Annotated in this window: 21 protein-coding genes, 1 tRNA gene and 2 pseudogenes; 12 read left to right on the top strand and 12 right to left on the bottom strand. The window is 43.5% G+C overall.

All coding sequences use genetic code 11. The features are described 5' to 3' along the window. Window positions 1-16: 16 nt before the first annotated feature. The 4 genes and pseudogenes from BWI44_RS16580 to BWI44_RS16595 form a co-directional block, all read left to right on the top strand. The gene (locus BWI44_RS16580) at window positions 17-1,327 is read left to right on the top strand and encodes a TolC family protein (RefSeq protein ID WP_195209781.1); all 1,311 of its coding nucleotides are present in this window, start codon (window positions 17-19) and stop codon (window positions 1,325-1,327) included. Between the two features lie 48 nt (window positions 1,328-1,375). Then, a complete protein-coding gene (locus BWI44_RS16585) occupies window positions 1,376-2,410 on the top strand; it encodes an HlyD family secretion protein (protein WP_138293167.1) in 1,035 nt (344 codons plus the stop codon). 4 nt (window positions 2,411-2,414) lie between these two features. Further along, window positions 2,415-4,010, top strand: coding sequence for an MFS transporter (locus tag BWI44_RS16590; protein ID WP_195209782.1), 1,596 nt, complete (start codon window positions 2,415-2,417; stop codon window positions 4,008-4,010). Between the two features lie 53 nt (window positions 4,011-4,063). Then, window positions 4,064-4,408: pseudogene (locus BWI44_RS16595) on the top strand (Bcr/CflA family drug resistance efflux transporter); the annotation flags it as partial. Here the strand turns inward: BWI44_RS16595 and BWI44_RS16600 are convergent. Then, window positions 4,375-4,767, bottom strand: coding sequence for an A1S_2505 family phage non-structural protein (locus BWI44_RS16600; protein ID WP_118216982.1), 393 nt, complete (start codon window positions 4,765-4,767; stop codon window positions 4,375-4,377). The pseudogene BWI44_RS16595 and the gene BWI44_RS16600 overlap by 34 nt on opposite strands. 233 nt (window positions 4,768-5,000) lie before the next feature. On the opposite strand from BWI44_RS16600, the gene BWI44_RS16605 reads away from it, so the two are divergent. From BWI44_RS16605 to BWI44_RS16615, 3 genes are all read left to right on the top strand, one after another. Then, window positions 5,001-5,438 (top strand): cupin domain-containing protein, encoded by a 438-nt coding sequence (locus BWI44_RS16605; RefSeq protein WP_021967320.1) that lies wholly within the window; start codon window positions 5,001-5,003, stop codon window positions 5,436-5,438. 241 nt (window positions 5,439-5,679) lie between these two features. Beyond that, complete coding sequence (locus BWI44_RS16610) at window positions 5,680-6,627, top strand: glycoside hydrolase family 43 protein (RefSeq protein WP_229036242.1); 948 nt, start codon at window positions 5,680-5,682, stop codon at window positions 6,625-6,627. Between the two features lie 28 nt (window positions 6,628-6,655). Then, window positions 6,656-7,045 (top strand): DUF2721 domain-containing protein, encoded by a 390-nt coding sequence (locus BWI44_RS16615; protein WP_007667184.1) that lies wholly within the window; start codon window positions 6,656-6,658, stop codon window positions 7,043-7,045. Window positions 7,046-7,057: 12 nt separating this feature from the next. Here BWI44_RS16615 and BWI44_RS16620 read toward each other — a convergent pair whose 3' ends face one another. The 7 genes and pseudogenes from BWI44_RS16620 to BWI44_RS16650 form a co-directional block, all read right to left on the bottom strand. Continuing rightward, window positions 7,058-8,299, bottom strand: a complete 1,242-nt coding sequence (locus BWI44_RS16620; protein WP_138293165.1) for a nitroreductase family protein — start codon at window positions 8,297-8,299, stop codon at window positions 7,058-7,060. Window positions 8,300-8,382: 83 nt separating this feature from the next. Then, the gene (locus BWI44_RS16625) at window positions 8,383-9,978 is read right to left on the bottom strand and encodes an aspartate:alanine exchanger family transporter (protein WP_007667179.1); all 1,596 of its coding nucleotides are present in this window, start codon (window positions 9,976-9,978) and stop codon (window positions 8,383-8,385) included. A gap of 9 nt (window positions 9,979-9,987) precedes the next feature. After that, window positions 9,988-13,188 (bottom strand): S41 family peptidase, encoded by a 3,201-nt coding sequence (locus BWI44_RS16630; protein ID WP_195209783.1) that lies wholly within the window; start codon window positions 13,186-13,188, stop codon window positions 9,988-9,990. Window positions 13,189-13,298: 110 nt separating this feature from the next. Continuing rightward, window positions 13,299-13,526: a hypothetical protein gene (locus BWI44_RS16635; protein WP_181996172.1), complete on the bottom strand. Its 228-nt coding sequence runs from the start codon at window positions 13,524-13,526 to the stop codon at window positions 13,299-13,301. A gap of 22 nt (window positions 13,527-13,548) precedes the next feature. Continuing rightward, window positions 13,549-13,761, bottom strand: a pseudogene (locus BWI44_RS16640) (Arm DNA-binding domain-containing protein); the annotation flags it as partial. A 115-nt stretch (window positions 13,762-13,876) separates the two neighbouring features. Further along, window positions 13,877-13,950 (bottom strand) — tRNA-Pro (locus tag BWI44_RS16645). Between the two features lie 251 nt (window positions 13,951-14,201). Next, window positions 14,202-14,669, bottom strand: a complete 468-nt coding sequence (locus BWI44_RS16650) for a hypothetical protein (protein WP_138293231.1) — start codon at window positions 14,667-14,669, stop codon at window positions 14,202-14,204. Between the two features lie 36 nt (window positions 14,670-14,705). Between BWI44_RS16650 and BWI44_RS16655 the strand changes: the two genes are divergently transcribed. Together BWI44_RS16655 and BWI44_RS16660 are read left to right on the top strand one after the other, a co-directional pair. Next, window positions 14,706-14,888 (top strand): hypothetical protein, encoded by a 183-nt coding sequence (locus BWI44_RS16655; protein WP_118223424.1) that lies wholly within the window; start codon window positions 14,706-14,708, stop codon window positions 14,886-14,888. 55 nt (window positions 14,889-14,943) lie between these two features. Then, window positions 14,944-15,090 carry a hypothetical protein gene (locus BWI44_RS16660; RefSeq protein ID WP_153877592.1) on the top strand — a complete coding sequence of 49 codons (147 nt, stop codon included), beginning with the start codon at window positions 14,944-14,946 and terminating at the stop codon, window positions 15,088-15,090. Window positions 15,091-15,165: 75 nt separating this feature from the next. Here BWI44_RS16660 and aroB read toward each other — a convergent pair whose 3' ends face one another. Further along, window positions 15,166-16,227, bottom strand: a complete 1,062-nt coding sequence (gene aroB, locus BWI44_RS16665; RefSeq protein ID WP_195209784.1) for a 3-dehydroquinate synthase — start codon at window positions 16,225-16,227, stop codon at window positions 15,166-15,168. 204 nt (window positions 16,228-16,431) lie between these two features. Here aroB and BWI44_RS16670 point away from each other — a divergent pair, with 204 nt between their 5' ends. Together BWI44_RS16670 and BWI44_RS16675 are read left to right on the top strand one after the other, a co-directional pair. Continuing rightward, on the top strand, window positions 16,432-16,845 hold the full coding sequence (locus tag BWI44_RS16670) for a hypothetical protein (protein WP_007667155.1): 414 nt from the start codon (window positions 16,432-16,434) through the stop codon (window positions 16,843-16,845). Between the two features lie 99 nt (window positions 16,846-16,944). Beyond that, a complete protein-coding gene (locus BWI44_RS16675; RefSeq protein ID WP_118216957.1) occupies window positions 16,945-19,863 on the top strand; it encodes a TonB-dependent receptor in 2,919 nt (972 codons plus the stop codon). 78 nt (window positions 19,864-19,941) lie between these two features. Here the strand turns inward: BWI44_RS16675 and BWI44_RS16680 are convergent, their stop codons facing one another. Continuing rightward, on the bottom strand, window positions 19,942-20,703 hold the full coding sequence (locus tag BWI44_RS16680) for a porin family protein (RefSeq protein WP_007667153.1): 762 nt from the start codon (window positions 20,701-20,703) through the stop codon (window positions 19,942-19,944). 111 nt (window positions 20,704-20,814) lie between these two features. Here BWI44_RS16680 and cls point away from each other — a divergent pair, with 111 nt between their 5' ends. Further along, on the top strand, window positions 20,815-22,254 hold the full coding sequence (cls, locus tag BWI44_RS16685; protein WP_118424518.1) for a cardiolipin synthase: 1,440 nt from the start codon (window positions 20,815-20,817) through the stop codon (window positions 22,252-22,254). 53 nt (window positions 22,255-22,307) lie between these two features. On the opposite strand, the gene BWI44_RS16690 is transcribed toward cls, so the two are convergent. Next, entirely contained in the window at window positions 22,308-22,841 is a 534-nt protein-coding gene (locus tag BWI44_RS16690) for an RsmD family RNA methyltransferase (protein WP_118223428.1), read from the bottom strand. Next, window positions 22,832-23,611: a DUF3822 family protein gene (locus BWI44_RS16695; protein WP_195209785.1), complete on the bottom strand. Its 780-nt coding sequence runs from the start codon at window positions 23,609-23,611 to the stop codon at window positions 22,832-22,834. The genes BWI44_RS16690 and BWI44_RS16695 overlap by 10 nt, the downstream gene beginning before the upstream one ends. Window positions 23,612-23,624: the final 13 nt, after the last annotated feature.

The following is a 23,624-nucleotide window of genomic DNA, read 5'->3' on the forward strand; positions in this document are numbered from 1 at the left end:
CAATTTAATAGGCATTATGAAAAGATTAAAAGAATTATTCGTCTTTGTTTGGGCTCTGAACATCTCTGTTGTATCTGCACAAACCTTTCAGAAGATGACAATTGAAGAGATGTTTGAGATGGCGGATGCCAATAGCCGCAGTATCCGTACATTCCGTTTAGCAGAAGAGGAAGCCGGGCAGGCGGTGAAGGTGGCTAAAAATGCGCAACTTCCTTCGATTGATGTATCCGTTTCGGCAAGCTATCTGGGTGATGTCTGGTTGGCAGACCGTGATTTTACAAACGGTGAGAATGCTGCTATGCCGCACTTCGGCAATAACTTTGCAATAGAGGCTTCGCAGGTCATCTATGCAGGTGGAGCCATCACAAGCCGGATTGCCATTGCTAAATTGCAGCAGCAACTGGCAGAATTGGATAAAGAGAAGAACAGGCAGGATATCCGCTTTCTGCTGGTAGGAAATTATCTGGAGATGTACAAACTACAGAATCAGGCAGAAGTATATCGGAAGAATATAGAGCAAACCCGGAAACTGGTGGAAGATATTAATGCCAAGCAGTCGCAGGGGCTGGCTTTGAAAAATGATATCACTCGTTATGAATTACAATTGAAATCTCTGGAACTGGCATTGACACAGATTGAGAATAGTATCCTCATTTTAAATAATCAGTTGACCACCGTACTCGGTTTACCCGAAGAAACGGTGATTGGTGTGGATACTACTTTGCTGGGGCAACTTCCCAAAACTTCGGAAGAGGCCCATTGGCAGGAGACGGCAGTATTGAGCTCTCCTGTGCTGCAACAGATGAAACTGAATATCAAGCAGTCAGAATATAATGAACGGATTGCGAAGGCGGAACGCTTACCATCCGTAGCTCTCTTTGCCGGTGATAAACTGGACGGGCCCATTACGATTGAAGTACCGCCTATTAACAAGAATCTGAATTACTGGTATGTCGGCATAGGGTTGAAGTTTGATATAGCTTCCATCTTTAAATCCGGGAAGAAAATCCGTCTGGCACGCCTGTCCACCCGGCGTGCACAGGAGAATGATTTGTTGTTACAGGAGAATGTACGGACAGAAGTGAAGGCGGCATACATCTGTTTTTATGAGGCTTTTACCATTTGTGATACGCAAAAGAAGAGTCTGGAATTGGCTGCACAAAATTACAGTGTGGTAAATAACCGCTACTTGAATGATCTGGCATTGATTACTGATATGCTGGATGCCAGTAATTCTAAGTTGAATGCGGAGTTGCAATTGGTGAATGCACAGATTAATATACTTTTCAACCTCTATAAGCTGAAGAAGACAGCGGGATGTCTGTAAATTGTCGGCAATTATATATGAATGAAAAACTAATGAATTAAATAAGATATGGAACGCAAAAAGAAAAAATTGATTTATAACGTAGTGGTTGGTCTCTTACTTATTGCCGGGCTGGTGTGGGTATGCTCTCATTTCGTCCACCTCGGCAGTGTAGCTTATACTGACAATGCACAGGTAAAACAGCTGATTGTCCCCGTCAATAGCCGTGTGCAAGGCTTTATTAAGAAGATCTATTTCGATGAATACCAGGAAGTGCGCAAAGGTGATACCTTGGCATTGATTGAAGATTCCGAGTTCCGTTTCCGTCTGGCACAGGCTGAGGCTGATTTTCAGAATGCTATTTCGGGAAAGAATGCAATGGCCACCACGGTACATACCACCCAGAATAATATTGCCGTATCCGATGCAGGTTTACAGGAAGCTAAAGTTCGCTTGAACAATGCCGAGCGCGAATACCACCGATATAAAAACCTTTTGGCACAGGATGCCGTCACCAAACAGCAGTACGATGCCGTACAGACAAATTATGAAGCATCTAAGGCACGTTATGAACTTCTGCTCCGTCAGCGCCAATCTACCACTTTAGTAAAGCAGGAACAGACTCACCGTCTGGAACAAACAGATGCAGGTATCAAACTGGCGCAGGCTGCTTTGGAACTGGCGCGCCTGAATCTTTCTTATACCGTTATCCTTGCTCCCTGCGACGGAACTACCGGACGGAAAGAAATTCAGGAAGGGCAGTTGCTACAACCCGGGCAGACTGTGGTTGACGTTGTTGACGAAAATGAAAGATGGGTGGTAGCCAATTACAAAGAAACTCAGACTACCTATATCCGGGAGGGGCAGCCGGTAGAAATAGAAGTGGATGCCGTACCCGGGATTATTTTTAAGGGTATTGTGAAATCTATTTCCCGTGCTACGGGTGCCAGCTTTTCTCTTCTGCCGCAGGACAATTCTGCAGGGAACTTCGTAAAGGTGGAACAACGTATTCCTATCCGCATTGAGTTCTCTACCGGTAACCGTCCGGAAGATATGGAGCGCCTGCGTGCCGGTATGAATGTGGAGTGTGTAGTAAACTATTGATATTATGCACGAAACAGGACCTTTTTCCATTCCGGCTATCCGTGATTTTGTACCTCCTAAACTGCGCCCCTGGATTATCATTGCCTTTGTCATAGTCTTCCAGTTCTCCGGTGGTCTCTATCTGGCGGCAGTCAATGAGATGGTTGGCTCTACGGCATTAATGCAGGAGGACATTATGATGGCAGGTTATGCTTCTATGGTGGGCATGGGGTTGACATTTGCCATCATGTTCCGCCTGAAGTTCCGTTTTACTTCGAAGGCTTCGTTGATGACGTGCAGCATTGCCCTGATTATTTCTAATCTGATATGTATGCATACACATAGTATTCCCGTGCTGGTAATCACCTGTTTCTTTGCAGGTATCTTCCGCATGTGGGCCACGTTCGAATGTAATTCTACCATTCAATTATGGCTTACTCCCAAACGGGATTTATCGGTATTCTTCTGTTTTATCTACCTGCTGGTGCAGAGTTGTATTCAGCTATCGGGATTGGTAACAATCTATACGGCCTTCTGGGCGAAGTGGGAGTATATGCACTGGTTGATTATTGGTTTATTGCTATTGGTGATGCTGGTTACATTGTGGTTATTCCGTAGTTATCGCTCCTTGCCGAAATTACCGTTGTTCGGTATCGATTGGTTGGGGGCTTTGATGTGGGGGCTTGTGCTGTTGTGTATCCTTTTTGTCTGCGTGTATGGGGAACATTATGATTGGTATCAGTCTTTCCAGATACGGGCGGCAACTATCATCGGTACGCTGATTCTTGTATTGAACCTGTGGCGTGCATCTTTCATCCGCCATCCGTTTATTGCTTTGAAGACGTGGACGTATCGCTCTGTTTGGCTTCCCTTTATACTATATATAGTAATAGATATTTTGTTGGCACCATCACATCTGTTCGAACATGTTTATATGGAAGGTATATTGGGGTATGATGCCTTGAATGTAATTTCACTCAACTGGGTGGTACTGCTGGGGATTGTTGTGGGAGCAGGCTTTACCTTCTTCACTTTCTCCCGTCGTAAATGGCGTTATAAGACAATGACGGTGATTGCATTTTCTTCCATTACCGGGTATCTGATGTATTTCTATTTCGGCATTGAGTATGCTTTGCCGAAGGAGACATTGTTTATACCGCTGTTTCTGCGTAGCTTCGGGTATGTGATGATAGCTATTTGCTTCCTTACAGTGCTGTCTCGTGTTCCCTTCCAGCATTTCTTCCAGGCGGTGTCTGTGCAGTCGTTTGTCAGTGCCGGATTTGGTGGAGCTCTGGGCACGGCCATTTTAGGACATGCTCTGAATGGGGCTATGAAGAAGAATGCAATGCTGCTGGGCGCTGGATTAGATCATGTAAACCCTTTTGCCAGCCGGATATCTGCAGGAGAACTATATGGTGTTGTACAACAACAGGCCCTGATGGTTTCAATGAAAGAGCTGTACGGCTGGCTTATTCTGTTAGCTTTGTTTTGTCTGTTGGTGTTCTTGGTTTACGAGAGTGACATTCGGCCGTATAAAGTACCGCATCCTACTTATCGCTCTATTCGCCGTTTTGTGAAGCATGAGTTGCGTATGGACAAGAAATTGGAAGCCACAGGCTAAGTTAAGATTTTTTTGTTCTTATATTGGATAGCTTTGAATAAAATAGGTAGGTCTCTTTGCTCGAATGTGCAGCATTGGCTTTAGGTTGCTGTTTCTGGATTTATGAACTCCTGTTGCTGGCAGTTCTCTTTATGATGGGAATGACGTTCACTACATCTACTGCGTTAGCTATGGAATGTGAGCGCGACAATGCCGGGACAGCCTCAGCATTGTTGGGGGCTGTCTGCTTTTCGTTTGGTGGCATTGTCTCTCCTTTAGTAGGTATTGGAAACATTCTGGTTTCCACGGGGGTAATATTTGTCATCTGCTCTCTTTGTTCCCTTTCCTGTATTTTACTGGCTTTGGGCAGAAGGCGGGCAAGACTTTATTTTGCATTCAGTACATCCCAGAAACGCTGAGGCAGGTGGATATTGGGCACGTTTGCAGCTTCTTTAAATAGAGGAGCAATTTCTTTTGGGGCAAAACCGGCAATGCCGCATCCTATTTCTGTAACAAGGAAAGTGTATTGTGAGTGTTCTTTAGCAAAGCGGATAAATTCATCTACATAAGGTTTGATGGCTCCCGGCCCTCCGTGCATAGTCGGAATACCATAGGTTTGTCCTTGCAATCCGGTTCCTTGTCCCCAGATGGCTCCCCATTTTTTCCATGCCAGATAAGCGGCTCCGCCACCATGTGCGCCTTCCAGGTTACTACCGAAAACGAATATCTCGTCCGGGCGTAGTTCTGTGATACGATTAGAGGTAATTCTTGTTTTCATACTCATGTGATTAGGTTATAATTAATTATTTTCTCTTTTTCTTCATTTTTAAACTCTTGCTTTTCAGCAAAAGTAACCTTTAGGTAACTATCTTACTTATTTGTAACTTCTTGTTTATAAGTGAAATAGTGAATAGCTTTGCACTGTCGGAAAGTCACTGACTACATTTGCGAAGTTAGTGAAAAAACTGATGAATGCAACTATCTTATAAACAATTTAAAAACAAAAAGACAATGAAAGAACTTGCAGTAAAGAATTACAGGACCGCAGAAGGTCAGAAAATTAGCCAGGATGGTAATGAATTTACAGTGAAACCGATTGTTGCGCAGGCGGATGTGAACCAGTGCCGTGTGAACTTTGTAGAAGTGGAACCGGGTAGTTTTGCCTATGGATACCATTATCATGAAACGGATGAAGAGGTATTCTATATTATCAGCGGTACAGGTATCGTTCGTACCATCAATGGGGATGTTACAGTGAAAGCCGGTGATGCAATTACTTTTCCTGCGGGTCCGGAAGGTGCGCATGTTATTCGCAACGGATCGGATACGGAAAAGCTGGTTTATATTGATTTCGACACGAATAATCTCCCGGAGATTGTACACTTTCCTGATACGAACCAGGTGATGGCTTATGGAAAATTCTCTAATGGAATTTATGATAAGAAGTAGATTAGGACGTAATTCCTGATTTCTCATTTTGGAGAGTTCTTTTATGCCTGAAGCTGAACTTTACTTGTAACCACAAATTGAAGTTTTGCTTTAGGCATTGTACATTTTATAAAGGGAAATTATATTCTTCCGTTTTTTTTCTTTTATTTTGTGGAAAATATGTGAGATAATAGAATGTATAATTTTATCCTTTTAAAATGTCAGATATATGAAGGCTTATTATTTATTACTCATTTTTGTGATGTTAATACTTCAGTCCTGTAGTGTAAAGCAACCGGTCCAAATGTCAGGTAATCCTCTTTTTGAAGGATGGTATGCCGATCCCGAAGGTATTATCCTGAACGATGAATATTGGATATTTCCCACTTATTCTGATAAATATGAGAAACAAATATTCATGGATGCTTTTTCTTCAACAGACTTGGTAAATTGGACTAAGCATGAACGTATCATTGACAATACGGCTGTGAAATGGGTATGGCGTGCTATGTGGGCTCCTGCTATTGTTAAGAAGGATAATAAGTATTTCCTGTTCTTTGGAGGTAATGATATTCAGAATGATAATGAGTACGGTGGTATTGGTGTCGGTGTGGCAGACAGACCAGAGGGGCCATATCAGGATTATTTAGGTCGGCCACTCATAGATAAGATATATAATCGTGCTCAACCGATTGACCAGTTTGTATTTCAGGATAAAGATGGTTCATATTATATGTATTATGGAGGTTGGGGAAGATGTAATGTTGTTAAGCTGAAGGATGACTTTACGGGACTTTTACCTTTTGAAGACGGAACTTACTACAGGGAGGTTACACCGGAAAATTATACGGAAGGTCCTTTCATGTTCATTCGCGATGGAAAGTACTATTTTATGTGGTCGGAAGGAGGTTGGGGTGGTCCTGACTACTCAGTGGCTTATGCCATTGCAGATAATCCCTTTGGTCCGTTTAAGCGTATTGGCAAAATACTACAGCAAGATCCGGAGATTGCTACCGGAGCTGGACATCACTCTGTGATTCATGAACCAAAATCTGATAAGTATTATATCATTTACCATCGTCGTCCGTTGACTGAGACAGACGGGAACCATCGTGCAACCTGCATCGATGAAATGACTTTTGATAAGCATGGATATATCAATCCGGTTAAGATAACTTTTGAAGGGGTGAAAAGTAATCCTTTGAAATAATGTGATAACTTTCTAATGCATAAGATATATGGAAATAGATCTAACTACTCCGGCTCTACTGTTTTCAGCGATTTCATTGATTATGCTGGCATATACCAATCGGTTCATGTCGTATGCCCAATTGGTACGTGCATTGAAGGAACAGTATCGTGCGAACCATTCATCAGTGACTGCAGCGCAGATTGCCAATCTTCGAAAACGCTTGTATCTGACGCGTGCCATGCAGGTGACAGGAACAGGCAGTCTGTTGCTGTGTGTTGTAAGTATGTTCTTTATTTATATACAGCTCTATCTTGTATCCATCTATATTTTTGGATTGGCAATGGTGTTATTGATTATTTCTCTGGCTATTTCTGTATATGAGATTTATATTTCGGTGAAGGCATTGGAAATACATCTGGATGATATGGATGAATAGGAAAGTCATTTCTTATTTATCCTCTGTCCAGCGGTTATAATGAATATTTTCCGGTTTCCATTTATCTTTCGGAAGTGGATTCTCGGCCGGATAACCGATTGGAATTACGTTCAGGGGAATGATGGCTTTGGGCAGTTGGAGTATTTTCTGTACTTCTTTTACCCGTTCTTCCATAGGGTAAACTCCTGACCATACGGCTCCTAATCCTAAACTTTGTGCAGCCAGCAGTAGGTTTTCTGTTGCAGCCGAAGCATCTTGTACCCAGTACTCCATACCTGCACCACTGATAGCTTTATTTAAATCTCCACATACTACGATGGCCAGTGGAGCATCCTTTGCCATTTTGGTATAAGGAAGGGTAGAACTCAATTCGTTTAGAATCTCTTTATCCCTGATGACAATGAAAGCCCAAGGTTGTTTATTGGTTGCTGTGGGAGCAGCCATGGCAGCTCTTAACAGCTGCTCTATTTTTTCATCCTCTACTTCTTGAGATTGATAAGAGCGGATACTGGTTCTTGCATGTATGGCTTCAAGAACGGAAAGTTTATCATCTTGTTTCATAATAGGTTCCTCCATCTTATTAGGTTGATTTGGTCTCGGTTGAATAGATAATGCAGTTACTACTATAACCAAGGCAAGACTGAAAGTGTTCAGTACATATTGTGTCATTTGTCCTTTAGGTTTTCTGGAGAAATATACAATAATCAGGGTACACAGTGCAATACTTGCCAGTAAACCCAGGAAAAGTATCCAGTCAAAACTGAAAGTAGTTGCAGGCTTGTCGGCCGAATGCTCCTTTGCATATTCCATTGCCCTGTGGATGGACTGGATAATAGCTACCGAAGACTCTGTAGCTCCGGATATTCCGTCTACTTCTTTATTGATTGCTTCTTCCGGTGATAGATTATTCCATTGTTGCAGCAGGTCACTGTTTCGTACCTTGGCGAAGTAGCTGGGTGTTTCAGAGTTTTCCAATGCCACCACTTTTGTAATGCGGTTATCCTGTATATAGATATCAAGAGGGACATTTCCTCCATATCCGTTGATATCTTTCGTTATTTGCCGGGTAGATATTATCTGTACTCCTTCATCCGTATGCCGTAATATATCGGAAGCTCCTGTAGAGTTTTCTGTTGCATTTTTCTCATCGGAGAGAATGCTCCCGAACTTGTTTCCCTTACAAATAGTTACTGCCAGAATCAGGAAAAAGCAAGTTGTCAGGCTTATGATGGTTTGGACTTTCAATGTTTTCATATTTAGTTGGTATTTATATCGTATGCAAATTTAGGGGAATTTAATTTATAACCTATGCTGAATGGAGTATATCTTCATTTGACTTAGACCATAGTTGCAATAATCTGGATAAACAGTATAAGGAATACCATTGCAATAGGATAAACCGTAGCATAAGCTACACTCGGAATGTTACTGTCAGTCATAGAATCCGCTGCTGCAAGTCCCGGAGTACTGGTCATACCACCAGTGATGGTTCCCAGTAAGTCGAGTATACTGATTTTGAAGACAAACAGCCCGACGAACACAGCTACTAACATAGGTACCAGCGTAATAGCAGCACCTACTCCGAATAGCAGCCAGCCACTTTCCTGGAAAGTTGCCACCAGATTGGTGCCAGCCGAGGTTCCGACTTCGGCAAGGAAAAGCAGCAATCCCAACTGACGCAATAATTGGTTAGCAGGTCCAGACATAGACCATAGAATAGGTCCTGTCTTACCAATTGCACTTAAGAACAGAGCCACAATCAAAATACCGCCCGTCAATCCCGGAGAGAAAGATAAACCACCGGGGAAAGTAATATTCAGTTTGCCGAACAGTACTCCCAAAACAATACCCATTGCAATAGGGAAAAAGTCTGTATCAGATAGCTTTTTAGCATTGTTTCCCAGTAAGCGGGCCAATCCTTTAAGTCCTTCTTTTTCTCCTACCACCATCAGTTTATCGCCGAATTTCAGAGTTAAATCCGGTGACGGAGACAGATCAATACCGCTTCGGCGGATACGTGTTACCGTACATCCGAAGTTTTTCATCAGGTTCAAATCCCCTAATTGTTTATTGATCATATCCTTTTTGGTCAGTAATAAGGATTCGATTTCCTGTGTGTCTACCAAAGGTAATTCACCTTCTTCGCGTTCTCCGACTAAGACCGAAAGTTGGTTCAGAGCTTCTTCACTGCCTACTGCCTGTATGTAATCGTCTTCATGTAACACCGTATGAGCTGTAGGGATGGAAATAACTTCATCATGTTTATGGCGTGAAATAACAGCCCCTGTCATAGCCCGTGCATTGATTTGCATCAAGCTGCGGTTGAATACGGCAGGATTTGTGACGCGATAAATGCAGGTAGTCAATTCCGGGAACTGTCCGCGACGTTCTTTTTCCAGTCGGCGGGCTTCCTTATCCAGATCAATGCGCATAATGCGGGGAAGCAGCTTTACAAACAGTATTACACCGATAACTCCAAACGGATAAGCGATACCGTAGGAGATGGATGCCAACGGAGAATTTGTACTGTCGATGGCTACGGCAAGTCCTGGTGTACTGGTCAGTGCTCCGGCTATTAAGCCTACTACACTGGGGGTATCGATGTCGAAAAGATATTTGAGCCCGATAGCCGTCAGAGAAGCCGAGCAAATAATCAGCATGGTGATTATGATCAGGGTCTTACCTTTACTTCGGAACGAGTCGAAGAAACCGGGACCAGCCTGAATGCCGATAGTAAAGATGAAAAGTACCAATCCGAAGTTTCCTAATTCTTTAGGAATGACTACACCGAAGTGTCCAAAGAGAAGAGCAATGAAAATGACTGCGGAAACGTCCAGAGATAATCCTTTAATTTTGATTCTCCCCAACATGAAGCCCAATGCAACAATGAGGAAGAGGGCGAAATAGGAGGAATTGAGTAAGTCAGCAAACATGAATTTAGATTATTTGTTAGTTTTCAATAATTCTTCTACTGCTACTTTCAATTGTGTATCTTCGCCTCTCACGATTGTTTCGGGCGAATTGGCTACTTTTACATCCGGTTCCAACTGCGTATTTTCCAGATAACTGCCATCGGGCAAACGGTAACCAATCACAGGAATACCGAATACCAGTGTCGGATCTTGCAGGCGCTCCCATGATACACTGGTCATAGTGCCCGGCACAGGCATACCTACCAGCTTGCCCAGTTGCTGATGACTGTATACCCACGGTGTACCGTGTGCATTGGAATAATTGGCTTCGCACGTCAGCATGATGGAAGGCTTGTTCCAGCGGCGGCTCGGCATATCGCAGGCTTCACGACCGCGAACCACCTGTGTGAAGTATTTCTTGCCACTGAACAGTATCTCTATATCTTCATGCAGACGACCGCCTCCGTTGAAACGGGTGTCGATGACAATACCTTCACAATTGTTGTATTTTCCTAAAATGTCCGAGTAGATGGAACGGAAGCTGTCATCACCCATTGATTTGATGTGCACGTATCCCAGTTTACCGTTCGACCATTTCTCAACGTCTGCTGCACGTTGCTTAACCCAACGTTCGTAAAGTAATGCACTGAGTTCGCTGTCTCTGATAGGGATTACTACCTCTTCCCAGCGTTCTTTCGTCTTGGGATCATACAATGAAACAAGTGTTTTCTTTTTTACCTTGTCATTGAGAAGCACATAATAATCGGCTTCGGGAGTGATCTCTTTACCGTCGATCTTTTCAATAACTACACCGGCTTTCACCTTTGTAGTGGCTTTGTCGAACGGACCCTTTTCTATCACTTCAGCAATGAGCATTCCTTTATCCTGATAATTCCAGTCGAAAAGTAGTCCCAAGCTGGCTGTCGGTTCGCTTTGTCCGTCCGGATAGAAACGGCCTCCGGTATGGGAGACATTCAACTCGCCCAGCCATTCACTCAATAGTTCGGCGAAGTCATAGTTATTATCGATGTGTGGCAGGAACTTCCGATAAGCAGCTGTCATGGCGTCCCAGTTGACCCCATGCATGTTGGTGTTATAGAAACGCTTCTGTTGTTGTTTGTATACATGGTCGAACATGTATTCGCGTTCGGCGCTCAGATCCAGTTTCACTTGGGCAAGATATTTAATGGGCTTCAAGTCATCGGAAGCCATGTTCATCTTTTGCATATTCTTACCGTTCAGGATGAAGAGAGTCTTCCCTTCTTTATCCATTTCCAGGGAGGTCCAGCCGGCATCTACTTTATGGAGCAACTTGGTCTCTTTCTTGTTCAGGTCCATTTTCCATAAGTTACGGCCGCTTTCGGTACTGGCCAGATAATAGAGGGTTTTTCCGTCTTTGGAGATGAGGGTACTTCCCATATTAGACGAGTTTGGTGTCAAGCGTACGATGCGGTCTTCTATGTTTTTCAATTCCACTACGACATCCTTTACCTTACTACTGTCTTTTGCGGCAACCTTTTTCCGGTCAGAGTTTGCTTCTTTGTATAGTTCGTAGTCTTCTTTGCTCAGGCTGAATTTGTCGTATGCATCCTGATTCAGGAATACCAACATAGCATCGTCCAGCGAACCCCATGAAGCATGTGCACGCATACCGTAGCGTTCGGTAGTGAAAAGAATGGCATTGCCATCGAGCGCAAAACTGGGTGAACCGCTGCTGTATCCACTATTGGTCAGGTTGATAATCTCGCCATTGCCTTGTGCGCTGACTAGACCTATATCCGAATATGGGTCGTGCTTGTTTCCGATAAATTCCAATGTGAACCACTTGCTGTCCGGAGACCAAGCATAGTCGAACCCTCCGCTTGTGCTGTACCAGGTAGAACCATCGGTGATCCGGCGTACTTTCTTGGTTTCCAGATTGAGTACCATCAGACGATTGCGGTCTTCAATGAAGGCTAACTCCTTACCATCGGGTGAGAATTGCGGGTGCGAACGTTCTACGGTACTAGAAGGCAATAATACCTCTTCTTTTATTAAAGTTGCATTCGGAAAATTCGGATCTTCCTCCCGAACTATTTTAGCCAGATAAATCTGCCAGTTACCACTGCGTTCACTGGCATAGGCCAGCGTCCGGTTGTCCGGGGCAAACGAGAGACCATCTTCCTCTGCTGCCGTATGTGTAATCTGTTTGGTGGTGGTATAGTCTGCCGATGTTACGAATACTTCACCGCGTACAGTGAAAGCAATTTGTTTGCCGTCCGGTGAAACTGTGGCGGAGGTTGCTCTATCCGGATATTTCAGATAAGCTATTTGTGGCTGGTCGTCACGAATGATTTCTACATTTATCTTCCGGGGATTCGAGCCTTCCTGCTGGGTGTAAATCTCACCATCGTATCCATAGCACAAGGTGCCGTTGTTACTCATTGAAAGGAAACGCACGGGATGGGTTTTAAAGCTGGTAATTGTTTTTATCGATTGGGGTTGTGAAACCGGGAAAGAATATACATTGAATGAGCCGCCATTACGTTCGCTCAGGAAGTAGACGGTTTGTCCATCCGGTGATACTATCGGATTGCGGTCTTCGCCTGCGTGCTGGGTAAGGTTGGTGTGTGAACCTGTTTTGGCATCGTACATCCATACATCGCGGGTGATGGAAGAAGTATGGTGCTTTCTCCATTCGTTTTCACCTCCCTTGCGGTCTTGATAGAAAAAGCGGTTGCCGGACTTATCGAAACATACCGCTTCGGCAGGGGTACCCAGTACTTGTTCGGTGCGTCCGCCGACTGAAGGAACTTTGTAGAGTTCAGTCATGGCGGCTGAAGGAAAGAGGGCGCTGCTTGCCGGGTCCTGAATAGATGCTGAGAATAAAATATATTTGCCGTCCGGGGTAAAAGCGGAGGGTAGTTCAGTAGCTGAATGAGTAGTCAGTCGCTGGGCTGTTCCCCCATTTGCCGGCATGATGAAAATATCGAAATTTCCGTTTCTGTCGCTTGCAAAGGCTACTTGTTTGCCATCCGGTGACCATATCGGAGTACATTCGTAAGAGTCTTGCGTAGTGAGTTGTGTAGCTGTTCCGCCTTTGGCAGGCACTTTGTAGATGTCTCCCTTATAACAAAATACGATTTCTGTCCCGTCGGGTGAGATCTGTACGTCACGCATCCAGAGGGGAGTGGTTGCATAGCTGGTTATTGCCGCGAAACTAAGGGCAATGTAAGCAATAAGTTTCTTCATAAGTATATTAAATGTGTTTTTATGCAAATATAGGTATTAGTCCGTAAAAACGAAAAAGGATAGTCTGATATTTTGATTTATTTTTACTACTGGTATATTTGCAGGTATGGCTAGTCGGTCTTTATCCACACATGTGTGATTTCTCCGAATACCAGTTTGCGGTGATCGCTTGGTTTCTTGTAGGCTTCATTTATGTAATCTTTAGCTTCTTGTGTGCAGAAGTTATCAGCATCGGTGGCGATAATTGCTGATAATTTACACTCTATAATCAGTCTGGCTTCTTTAAAAGACATATTGCCTGAAAGGGTTTGAACGCTTGTCAGCGCAACTTCTTTCATTTTATCGCTATCCCTTCCTGATTTCCGTCTTTAAGATTACCTGTTTAATAAGATTTCGATTAGGACAATTTCCCTTTGGTTGATTCTTGGCAAAATCCCAATAAGTAGGATTAACAGATATGCCTAAACTCTTCATGGTACGTTTTCCATCTTTGGCAATTCTTACCATTAATGGTGATTCTCCATTTGCGAGCACCTTATGCTTGTAACAAATGACTGAAACTGTTGCTTTCATAAAATTACGGTTGACTTTTCGCGTCAACCACAGTGTCAACTACACCATTAGGTGGAAACTCTTAAAAAAGCAAAAAGCATCGATAACCTTGCGATTATCAATGCTTTATCGGTAGTCGGGATGACAAGATTCGAACTTGCGACCACACGCCCCCCAGACGCGTACTCTACCGGGCTGAGCTACATCCCGAATTGCGGATGCAAAAGTAGTGCTTTATTTTGAAATAGCAAACATTTCTATTGATTTTTATGTCACTATAATCCGACTGAATAATACATCTTTCTTATTCTTAATTTGTTATGGTATAAAGTTTACTCTATTTTAGAATTAGTATAAGTAGTGCTGTAACCTGTCATTTGCTTGTAATTAGTAATTCTTGTTTCTATAAATAATAAGACGAGGGGTAAAATTCCAATTTTACCCCTCGTCCTATTATCATTCTACAAAGCAGTTATCGAATCTTCTTTCAACTTCTTCAATAATCCTTCTACGTTTTGAAGATGGTAACATAAGATGCCTTCCAGCTGTTTCAGAAAACCTACGTTGCTTGCCAGTTGCGTAATGAATTGCAAATGCCGGCCTATTTCCCGATTGGCTTGTAGGAGAGTATTGTGTGGGAGGGTACTTTTTAACATATAGATCCCGCTGGCATCTTGTAATTCGGCGATACCTTTCCCCCATTCGTGCGTGCCTATCAGTCGTAAGACATGGACATATTGTTTTAATTTACGGTGCAGGCATTGGAGACTTATATATTCCGAAGGTTCTGCCACATACGCTATATTCATAATGTCAATCATTTGTAAATAGTACGTTTTCATGGCTTCCTCTGATGAGAAGTGTGTGCGTGGGTGCATTGCTGTGTTGGGTAATTCCTGAGCGGTTACCGACTGAGTGTTGTTTTCCATAAATCATTAAGTTTTAAAAGGTGAATAATTCGATTTATGGGAGAGGTAAAGAAACTAAAAGAGCAATCCCTGCCTGTCCCATTGTCGAACATCTACCACGCAGCTGTTGGAAGTGCATTAACACTCCCGATGGGGGTGCAGGGACCGCCATATAGGAGTGGCGTGAACGGACATAAAAATGCCCGCCACGGTTACTTGGCAGGTTTCCCTGCTGCGTGATAAAAAATGATTCGACACCACAAAAGTACGATAAAAAATGAAGAGGTAGTCTAAAATGAGAAGAAAAATATACTTGTCGTCTAATTTACTATTATCTAATTTAAGTTTCGTATGTAGCCTGAATCTTGCCACCCTGCTGGCAAAACTGTGCCATCGCGGTGGCAAACATTTGCCAGCACGGTGGCACAACGTTGCCAATTAACTGGCAAAAGCCGGCATCTTAATGTTGGAACTGCAAAATGTATTCCCGCAAGAAGAGGGGATGCAGTAGAAGGCGTTATACCCCCATGCACTCTCTATAGAAATCGAACATTTCGAATATCGTATCTTTATCAGCCGTCTGGTTCAGACAAATGTCTCCGACCTTTTTCAATAACGTAAAGTTTATGACACCGGCGGTATTCTTCTTATCGTGCTTCATCAGTTCATAAAGTTGGTCGTACTGCTTACAGTTAAAGGCAAAACCACCGTAGTTCTCTTTCACGAATTGAGTGGTCTGGCGCATTTTGTCTTTCGGAAAACCTACTTTTATATAAGAAAGGTATAATTCGCAAACAATTCCCCAGGCAACGGCATAGCCATGCAGCACAGGGCGTCCCTCGGCAAGGGCAAGGCTTTCGAAAGCATGCCCTACGGTATGTCCCAGGTTCAGGGCCTTGCGGATGCCGTGTTCCAGCGGATCTTGTTCCACAATGTCTTCTTTTACTTGTACGGAGCGACCTACCATTGACTTCAGGGCTGCGTAATCTATCTTGTCCGTATCAAAAGCCAATAATTCCGCCAGATGTTCCGGAGTGCTGATCAGTCCGTGCTTCAACATTTCGGCATAACCGGAGAAGAAGTTATGGGCATCGAGGCTGCGCAGAAATTCTGTTTCAAGGAGTACGCTGGCGGCAGGGGCGAAGACGCCGATTTCATTCTTCAGCCCGTTGAAGTTGATACCTGTCTTGCCTCCTACGGAAGCATCTACCATAGCCAGCAGGGTAGTAGGGATATTGATATAAGCAATGCCCCGCTTAAATGTAGAGGCGGCGAAACCACCCAGGTCGGTCACCATGCCACCTCCCAGATTGATAAGCAATGAATGGCGCGTTGCTCCTTTTTCACTCAGGGCTTGCCAGACGGAAGCCAGGGTTTCGAGGTTTTTGTGTATATCTTCGGCACCGATAATGATTTCCGTTGCTTCTTTCAATGTCGGAATGTTGCAGAGTTGTGGCAAGCAAAGGCGATGTGTATGCTCGTCAGTCAGGATAAAGAGCTTGTCATGGGGGCAGTTCCCAATGGCAGTTGTTAAGCTGCTTTCCAGTTCTTCGCAGAGGATTACTTCTTGTTTACTCATGATGTATTTGTCTTTTTTTTGCTCTGCAAAGATAATGCAAATCAAGTGCAGAACTTCCATACCGACATGAAAAAGTTATGCTGAGATGCAGCTTATCTTCTTTAAAGATAGGATTTCTCTGCGAAAGAAGTATCTTTGCAAATCATAAAACTTACATCACTTGGATAGATATTTCAGACTTCATAACTTATAATTTATAAAAAAATGAAAGCATTATTACCGGTATATTGCCGTCCGTTAGGATATTTTGTGATAGCATTGGCATTGTTTCTCCCTTTCCTGATGTTGATGATAGGGAAAATGACGGATGGTAACCTTTTGTTTTATAAAGAGTGCTCCAAGCTACTGATGATGCTGGGCGCGATGATGATTCTGTTTGCTTTTACAAAGAATGAAAGCAAGGAAACCGAACAGATACGCAATAAGGCTACCCGTAATGCCATATTCCTGACGGTGTTATTTATCTTTGGCGGTATGCTCTACCGGGTATGGAAAGGTGACATCATGAGTGTGGATACTTCCTCCTTTTTGATCTTCCTTATACTGAATATTCTTTGCTTGGAATTTGGTATAAAAAAAGCGACGGTTGATCGGTTATTTAAGCGAGATCGTCGATAATTAGGATATTTTATTTAATCCTCATTAAACTTTTCCATTGAAAGCTTGTCAAATGAAACAGTGTAAAAACAGACATTTTGTTTCATAAAAAACAGGCGCATGAAAAAAGTAATCATCGGAACAGTGTTATTGCTGACAACCACACTTTCCGTTTTCTCACAGACTAAGAACATTACCGTAGCGGGGCGTGTCATCGAGGATGACACGAAAGAGCCCGCAGTACAAGCCACAGTACAGTTACTTTCGTTACCTGACAGTGCATTTGCGGCGGGTATCGCCACTACAGCACAGGGATATTTTACCCTGCCCAAAGTAAAGGCTGGGAAGTATGTATTGAAAGTTTCCTATATCGGCTTCCAACCGACAATGCTTCCTTTGCAACTGTCGGCTCAAAACCCCAATAAGAATGTAGGTACGCTGGCTCTGAAGACAGATGCCGTGATGCTGGCAGAAGCGGTGGTTACCGCAGAAGCTCCACAAGTCACTGTCAGTGAAGATACATTAATGTATAATTCGTCAGCTTATCGTACCCCCGAAGGAGCCATGCTGGAAGAATTGGTAAAGAAACTTCCCGGTGCCGAGATTGATGACGATGGTAACGTGAAAATTAATGGTAAGGACCTGAAGAAGATCATGGTAGACGGAAAGGAATTCTTCGGCGGAGACGTGAAGACGGGTTTGAAGAATTTACCGGTGGACATGATTGACCGGTTGAAGACTTATGATAAGAAATCGGACCTGGCACGTATCACAGGTATTGATGACGGTGAAGAAGAAACCGTGCTCGACCTGACTGTAAAGAAAGGTATGAATCAGGGTTGGTTCGGTAATGCCGATGCTGCCGTAGGTACTGAAGATCGTTATGCAGGACGTTTGATGTTGAACCGCTTTGTGGATAATACACAAGTTTCTCTTATTGCCTCTGCCAACAATGTGAATAATCAAGGATTTTCCGGTGGTGGCGGTGGCCCGCGTTGGCGTCGTAATAATGGTTTGAATGCTCCCAAGGAACTGGGACTTAACTTTGCTACTGAAACAGCCAAATTGGAGTTAGGCGGTAGTGCCCGTTACAACTACAATGATGCTGACATTGCCAATGTCAACTCATCCGAGCGTTTTTTACAGAATGGCAATTCATATTCCAATTCAAACTCTCTCAACAGGAACAAGAATTCGACATTTAATGCTGATTTCCGTTTGGAGTGGAAGCCGGATTCAATGACGAATATCATCTTCCGTCCGAACTTCTCTTATGGAAAGACGGATAATTCTTCCAGTTCCTTGTCGGGAACCTTCAATGCGGATCCTTACAGTCTGGTTACTAACCCGAATGACTATCTTGATTTTGATGTGATAAATAATGAAGACCCGTTGAAGGATATTCGTGTGAATGCTACAAACACGGGTTCACTTTCCGATAGCAAGACCGTTTCAACGGATGCTACTTTGCAGATCAATCGCAAACTGAATGATAAGGGACGTAATGTTACATTCCGCGGACGCTTTGGTTATGGAGATAATGACAATAACCAGTATACGGAGTCGATGACACGTTATTATCAGATTCCTACGAACCCGGACTCTACGTTGATCCGTAACCAGTATATCACTACGCCGACGAATAATTATAGTTATAGTGCACAGGTTACGTATAGTGAACCGATTGCACGGGCTACTTTCTTGCAGTTCAGTTATCAGTTCCAGTATAAGTACAGTGAGAGTGACAAGACGACTTTCGACTTATACAAGATCAATCCAGAGTGGGGAATTGGCGACCCGTTGCCAGTGGGCTATCAGAATCATGCGGTAGATAGTTTAGGTAAGTATGCCGAGTACAGATACTACAACCATGATGCTTCTGTATCCTTGCGTTTCATCCGTGAGAAGTACCAGTTGAGTACCGGTGTTTCTTTCCAACCGCAGAACTCAAAACTGTCTTATAAGAAAGGAGACTATATGATTGATACGACGCGTTCGGTATTCAACTTTGCTCCGAATATTGATTTCCGTTACCGTTTCTCGAAAGTAAGTCAGTTGCGCTTCAACTATCGTGGGCGTACCGGCCAGCCCAGCATGGAGAACTTGTTGCCGATTGTAGACAACTCTAATCCGCTGAATATCCGTGTCGGTAATCCGGGTTTGAAACCTTCGTTCACGCACTCTATGCGTTTGTTCTACAATACGTATAATGCAGAACTCCAGCGGGGTATCATGACTCATGCCAGCTTCTCGGCTACGCAGAACAGCATCAGTAACAGTACCGAATACGATGATCAAACCGGTGCGCGTACTACTACACCGAAGAATATCAATGGTAACTGGAGTGCTTTTGGTATGTTTGGTTTCAATACCGCATTGAAGAATAAGAAGTACACTATCAACTCATTCACCAATGTCAATTACCAGAATAATGTGGCATTTTTATATAATCAGGATACCAAAGTGGATGATAAGAATAAGACAACAGGGTTGACGTTGAGTGAGCGTTTGAATGGTGCTTACCGTAACGACTGGTTCGAATTCGGCCTGAATGGTTCTATCTCTTATACTGCTGAGCGTAGTAAACTGCGTCCAGAGAATAATCAGGAACCTTACACGTTCTCTTATGGTGCCAATACTCAGTTGATGGCTCCCTGGAACATGACTTTCACTACTAATATTGCTAATCAGAGCCGTCGTGGTTATACAGATGCCAGTATGAACCGTAATGAATTGATCTGGAATGCACAGCTTTCGCAAACCTTCCTGAAAGGCGCGGCTACTATCAGCCTTGAACTCTATGACATTTTGAAACAGCAAAGTAACATTAGCCGTTCATTGACAGCAGATGGCCGTTCGGTTTCCGAATATAATGGTATCAATAGTTATTGCATGGTACACTTCATCTATCGTCTGAATATCTTCGGTAGCAAGGCTGCCCGTGAAAAGATGCAGGGTAGAGGTGGATTCGGTGGTCATGGAGGTCCCGGCGGACCTGGTGGTCGTCCCGGTGGTTTTGGTGGCGGACGTCGTTTCTAAAGTTTCCTAACCAGTTTTTGTGATAAGTTTCCCCTTCCATTCGCTTTCGCTGAAAGAGATGGAAGGGGATTCTGTTTTTTAGCGTTTCCCTACACTGAAACAAAAGCCTACATGAAATTCGATTCCTATGTTGCGAGGGGAGACAAGTGTCTGGTTTTCCTGGATGGAATATTTGAAAATGTCTTTAGGAAATTCTTTATCAATGGGAAGAAAACCGTATTCGGCACCGATACCGGCAAAAAGTTGTTTGTATTTGAAATCTACTCCAAGACTTAAACCGATGTCCAGGCGTTTCAGTCCATCGTTTTTATCGAATGTCTTATGCGTTGTTTTACCTTCCATCAATCTGTTATCTCCACCAGATGTGAGGTCGTCGGAGTCGATTTTTTCCTGGCTGGCAAGTATCCAGTTCACTTTGCTTTTTCCGCCAATTCCATAAGCGATGTATGGACCTCCGCTGAATTGAAATCCGCAGTTGTTATTCAAAGGCAGATATGCGGCAACTTTGATGGGAACTTGTAAATAGATTCCGTTTATTTTAGAATCAATCCCCAATACCATGTAGGTTTGTTTGCCTTCCTCATTAGTGCCAAGGGCTGTTATTCCTTCGTCAACAGAGTAGCTTCTGTTCAGGAACTGTAGCCCTGTTTGCATGGACCAAGTCTTGTCAATAGGTAGCTCAACACCTACTCCGAAACGATATCCAAAGTTAGCATTGTAATTTTCATTCTTGGTGATGCCGGTCAACCCAGTGCCGCCTTGTACGTTGATTTTTACTTGCGAATGACAGATAGTAGTTGACAAACCCAATAAGAGGGCGATTAAAAGCTGTTTTTTCATATTTCATAGTATTAGTGTGTAATTATGCAAATATATGTAAATACTTTAAATTCAATCTCTTTTTTCTTATAAAAAAACAGGAATTCTTTTATTTTCTCTATATTTGCTTTTGTGATTGACTGGAACTATATACTCAACCAAGTAGCTACCGTCGCCTTTGATATTATTTACTTTGGCGCTATCATCGGAACAATTGTTGTCATTATCCTCGACAATCGTAATCCGGTGAAGACGCTTGCATGGATACTGGTATTGATGTTCCTGCCTGTTGTGGGGTTAGTCTTCTATTTCTTTTTCGGACGAAGCCGCAGGCGGGAGCGCATCATAGGGCAGAAGATTTATAACCGTCTGCTGAATAAACCGATGGTGGAGTATCTGGCGCAGGATGCCACTACTTTGCCAATGGCTTACAGTCGGCTTATTTCCCTGTTCCGCAACACGACCCAGGCATTCCCTTTCGACGGTAACCGTATCGAAATCTATACCAATGGCGGCTCTATGCTGCAATCCTTGTTGAGGGAACTGCAGAATGCCCGGCAACATATCCATATTGAATTTTATATCTTTGAAGATGATGCTATCGGACGTATGGTACGCGATGTATTGGTGGAGAAAGCGCGGGCAGGCGTTGAAGTGCGTCTTATCTATGACGATGTAGGATGCTGGCATGTGCCCAACCGGTTCTATGATGAGATGCTTTCGGCAGGCATTGAAGTGCGTAGTTTCCTGAAAGTACGTTTTCCGCTGTTCACTAGTAAGGTGAACTACCGTAATCACCGTAAGATTGTGGTGATTGACGGGCGTGTGGGATTTGTAGGTGGAATGAATCTGGCAGAACGTTATATGCGTGGTTTCTCATGGGGTATCTGGCGTGATACCCATCTTTTACTGGAAGGTAAAGCCGTGCATGGTCTGCAGACTGCTTTCCTGCTCGACTGGTATTTTGTTGACCGTACTTTGATCAGTGCTTCCCGTTACTTTCCGAAGATGGAAGCGACCGGCACTTCTTTGGTGCAGATTGTGACGAGTGACCCCATTGGTCCCTGGAAAGAGATTATGCAAGGATTGAGTATGGCAATTTCCGGTGCAAAGAAATACTTCTATATACAGACTCCTTATTTTCTGCCTACGGAACAGATTTTGGCCGCTATGCAAACTGTGGCATTGGCAGGAGTGGATGTACGTCTGATGTTGCCAATGCGTGCGGATAATCGTCTGACGCATTTGGGTTCCTGTTCGTATCTGGCGGATATATTGCAAGCGGGTGTAAAAATCTATTTCTATAAAAAAGGCTTCTTGCATTCCAAGCTGATGGTATCGGATGATGAGCTTTCCACTGTTGGTTCTACCAATGTGGACTTCCGTAGCTTTGAGCATAATTTCGAGGTGAATGCCTTTATCTATGATACGGAAACGGCATTGCAAATGCGGGAGATCTTTCTTCAGGATCAGCGCGACTGTGTACAAGTCTTCCTTAAAAACTGGGTGAAGCGTCCCTGGTGGCGGAAGGCTGCCGAGAGCGTGGTGCGCTTGATGGCACCGCTTTTATAATGAAGAATGAAAAATGAAGAATTACCATGCGGCATCATTGCGCAGCTAATTCTTCATTTAAATATCGAGAAGTTTACACTTCCATATACCCGCCGTTCCACAAAGTTCGGATGATTCTCGAAGTTGTCTTTCTTGCCGTGTTCCAATACAAACAGACCTCCTTCTTTCAGCAGGTTATTTTCAAAGATAAGATTGGGAAGGGTTTCCAGTCCTTGCAATTCATACGGAGGATCGGCAAAAATGAAATCGAACTGTTCGCGTCCCCCTTTGATGAACTTGAATACATCGCCACGGATGGGGATACAAGTATCATCCTTCACTTCCTGCATGATTTTGCAAATGAAAGCGTGGTGATCCCGGTCTTTTTCAACGCTGATTACACGATCGCAACCGCGTGATACCAGTTCTATACTGATGCTGCCTGTGCCTGCAAAGAGGTCGAGGGCAGATACACCATCTTCAAAATCCAGATAGTTGGCAAGTACATTAAACAGATTCTCTTTGGCAAAGTCTGTTGTGGGACGCGCCTTGAAGGTACGAGGTACGTCAAATCTTCTTCTTTTATATATTCCGCTGATTACTCGCATAGGGTTATGGCTTGTAGGTCGAGGTTAGTGGCAGGGTTCATGACGAATACCTGCCGGATGAATTTTCGTAGTTCACTGAGCAAAGTTTCTTTGTCGGACAACTCACCGGTGAGATGTAGTTCGTCGCGTTCTTGTTCGAAACCAAGCTGTTTCCATATATATAATAGGTAATAGATACGGTCTGCTGTCTGTTTGCACTCAAAAGAGTTGGCAAGGAGCAGGTGATTGCGGTCGTAGCAATATAGTTCGGCAGCATCTTTCCGCAGGTGCACATACATTTTCCGACTGTTTCCCAAGCGGCTTTTACTGGAGAAGTGTTCAATGAATGAACTTGCTTGTGAATAAAACCTCACATCAGGATATTGTTCGCAAAGAAATGAACGGGCACTTTTGTCCATACTGAACAGTACTACGGTATTATTTTTCCGCAGAATGTTGTATTGTATAACCTCATTCTCCCGTTTAGGATGGTTATGGTAAAAGAGCATTTCTGTTTGCTCGTCTTCGAAAAACTCCAACGGTACAAGGGTAAAGCGTTTACCTGCCATGAGTATATTTACCCGGCGGTAAGGATGTTTTAACCATTCTACTTCGCGGAAAGTCTGTTTCAGGTTGGCTGTGAGGGAGAGTGATTCTTCTACTTTACGGTCAAAGAAAAAGAGTTCACCCTCATTGAGAGGGTTGAATACAGAAAAAGAAAATCCATCCGCACTGAGGCGGATGGATAACGTATATTGTTCCGATTTACTAAAGTCAATCGTTTCTATCATACAGAGTTGAGGA

The organism is Bacteroides sp. Phil13 (assembly GCF_001940965.1).
Lineage (GTDB): Bacteria > Bacteroidota > Bacteroidia > Bacteroidales > Bacteroidaceae > Bacteroides > Bacteroides intestinalis.

Excerpts from the sequence above, each read along its gene's own strand:
- BWI44_RS16580 (WP_195209781.1), top strand. The coding sequence starts at position 17 with ATGAAAAGATTAAAAGAATTATTCGTCTTTGTTTGGGCTCTGAACATC.
- BWI44_RS16615 (WP_007667184.1), top strand. The coding sequence starts at position 6,656 with ATGGAAATAGATCTAACTACTCCGGCTCTACTGTTTTCAGCGATTTCA.
- BWI44_RS16625 (WP_007667179.1), bottom strand. The coding sequence starts at position 9,978 with ATGTTTGCTGACTTACTCAATTCCTCCTATTTCGCCCTCTTCCTCATT.
- aroB (WP_195209784.1), bottom strand. The coding sequence starts at position 16,227 with ATGAGTAAACAAGAAGTAATCCTCTGCGAAGAACTGGAAAGCAGCTTA.
- BWI44_RS16605 (WP_021967320.1), top strand. The coding sequence starts at position 5,001 with ATGAAAGAACTTGCAGTAAAGAATTACAGGACCGCAGAAGGTCAGAAA.
- BWI44_RS16650 (WP_138293231.1), bottom strand. The coding sequence starts at position 14,669 with ATGGAAAACAACACTCAGTCGGTAACCGCTCAGGAATTACCCAACACA.
- BWI44_RS16670 (WP_007667155.1), top strand. The coding sequence starts at position 16,432 with ATGAAAGCATTATTACCGGTATATTGCCGTCCGTTAGGATATTTTGTG.
- BWI44_RS16655 (WP_118223424.1), top strand. The coding sequence starts at position 14,706 with ATGGGAGAGGTAAAGAAACTAAAAGAGCAATCCCTGCCTGTCCCATTG.
- BWI44_RS16630 (WP_195209783.1), bottom strand. The coding sequence starts at position 13,188 with ATGAAGAAACTTATTGCTTACATTGCCCTTAGTTTCGCGGCAATAACC.
- BWI44_RS16620 (WP_138293165.1), bottom strand. The coding sequence starts at position 8,299 with ATGAAAACATTGAAAGTCCAAACCATCATAAGCCTGACAACTTGCTTT.
- BWI44_RS16695 (WP_195209785.1), bottom strand. The coding sequence starts at position 23,611 with ATGATAGAAACGATTGACTTTAGTAAATCGGAACAATATACGTTATCC.
- BWI44_RS16675 (WP_118216957.1), top strand. The coding sequence starts at position 16,945 with ATGAAAAAAGTAATCATCGGAACAGTGTTATTGCTGACAACCACACTT.
- BWI44_RS16600 (WP_118216982.1), bottom strand. The coding sequence starts at position 4,767 with ATGAAAACAAGAATTACCTCTAATCGTATCACAGAACTACGCCCGGAC.
- BWI44_RS16660 (WP_153877592.1), top strand. The coding sequence starts at position 14,944 with ATGAGAAGAAAAATATACTTGTCGTCTAATTTACTATTATCTAATTTA.
- BWI44_RS16690 (WP_118223428.1), bottom strand. The coding sequence starts at position 22,841 with ATGCGAGTAATCAGCGGAATATATAAAAGAAGAAGATTTGACGTACCT.
- BWI44_RS16590 (WP_195209782.1), top strand. The coding sequence starts at position 2,415 with ATGCACGAAACAGGACCTTTTTCCATTCCGGCTATCCGTGATTTTGTA.
- BWI44_RS16585 (WP_138293167.1), top strand. The coding sequence starts at position 1,376 with ATGGAACGCAAAAAGAAAAAATTGATTTATAACGTAGTGGTTGGTCTC.
- BWI44_RS16680 (WP_007667153.1), bottom strand. The coding sequence starts at position 20,703 with ATGAAAAAACAGCTTTTAATCGCCCTCTTATTGGGTTTGTCAACTACT.
- BWI44_RS16635 (WP_181996172.1), bottom strand. The coding sequence starts at position 13,526 with ATGAAAGAAGTTGCGCTGACAAGCGTTCAAACCCTTTCAGGCAATATG.
- BWI44_RS16610 (WP_229036242.1), top strand. The coding sequence starts at position 5,680 with ATGTTAATACTTCAGTCCTGTAGTGTAAAGCAACCGGTCCAAATGTCA.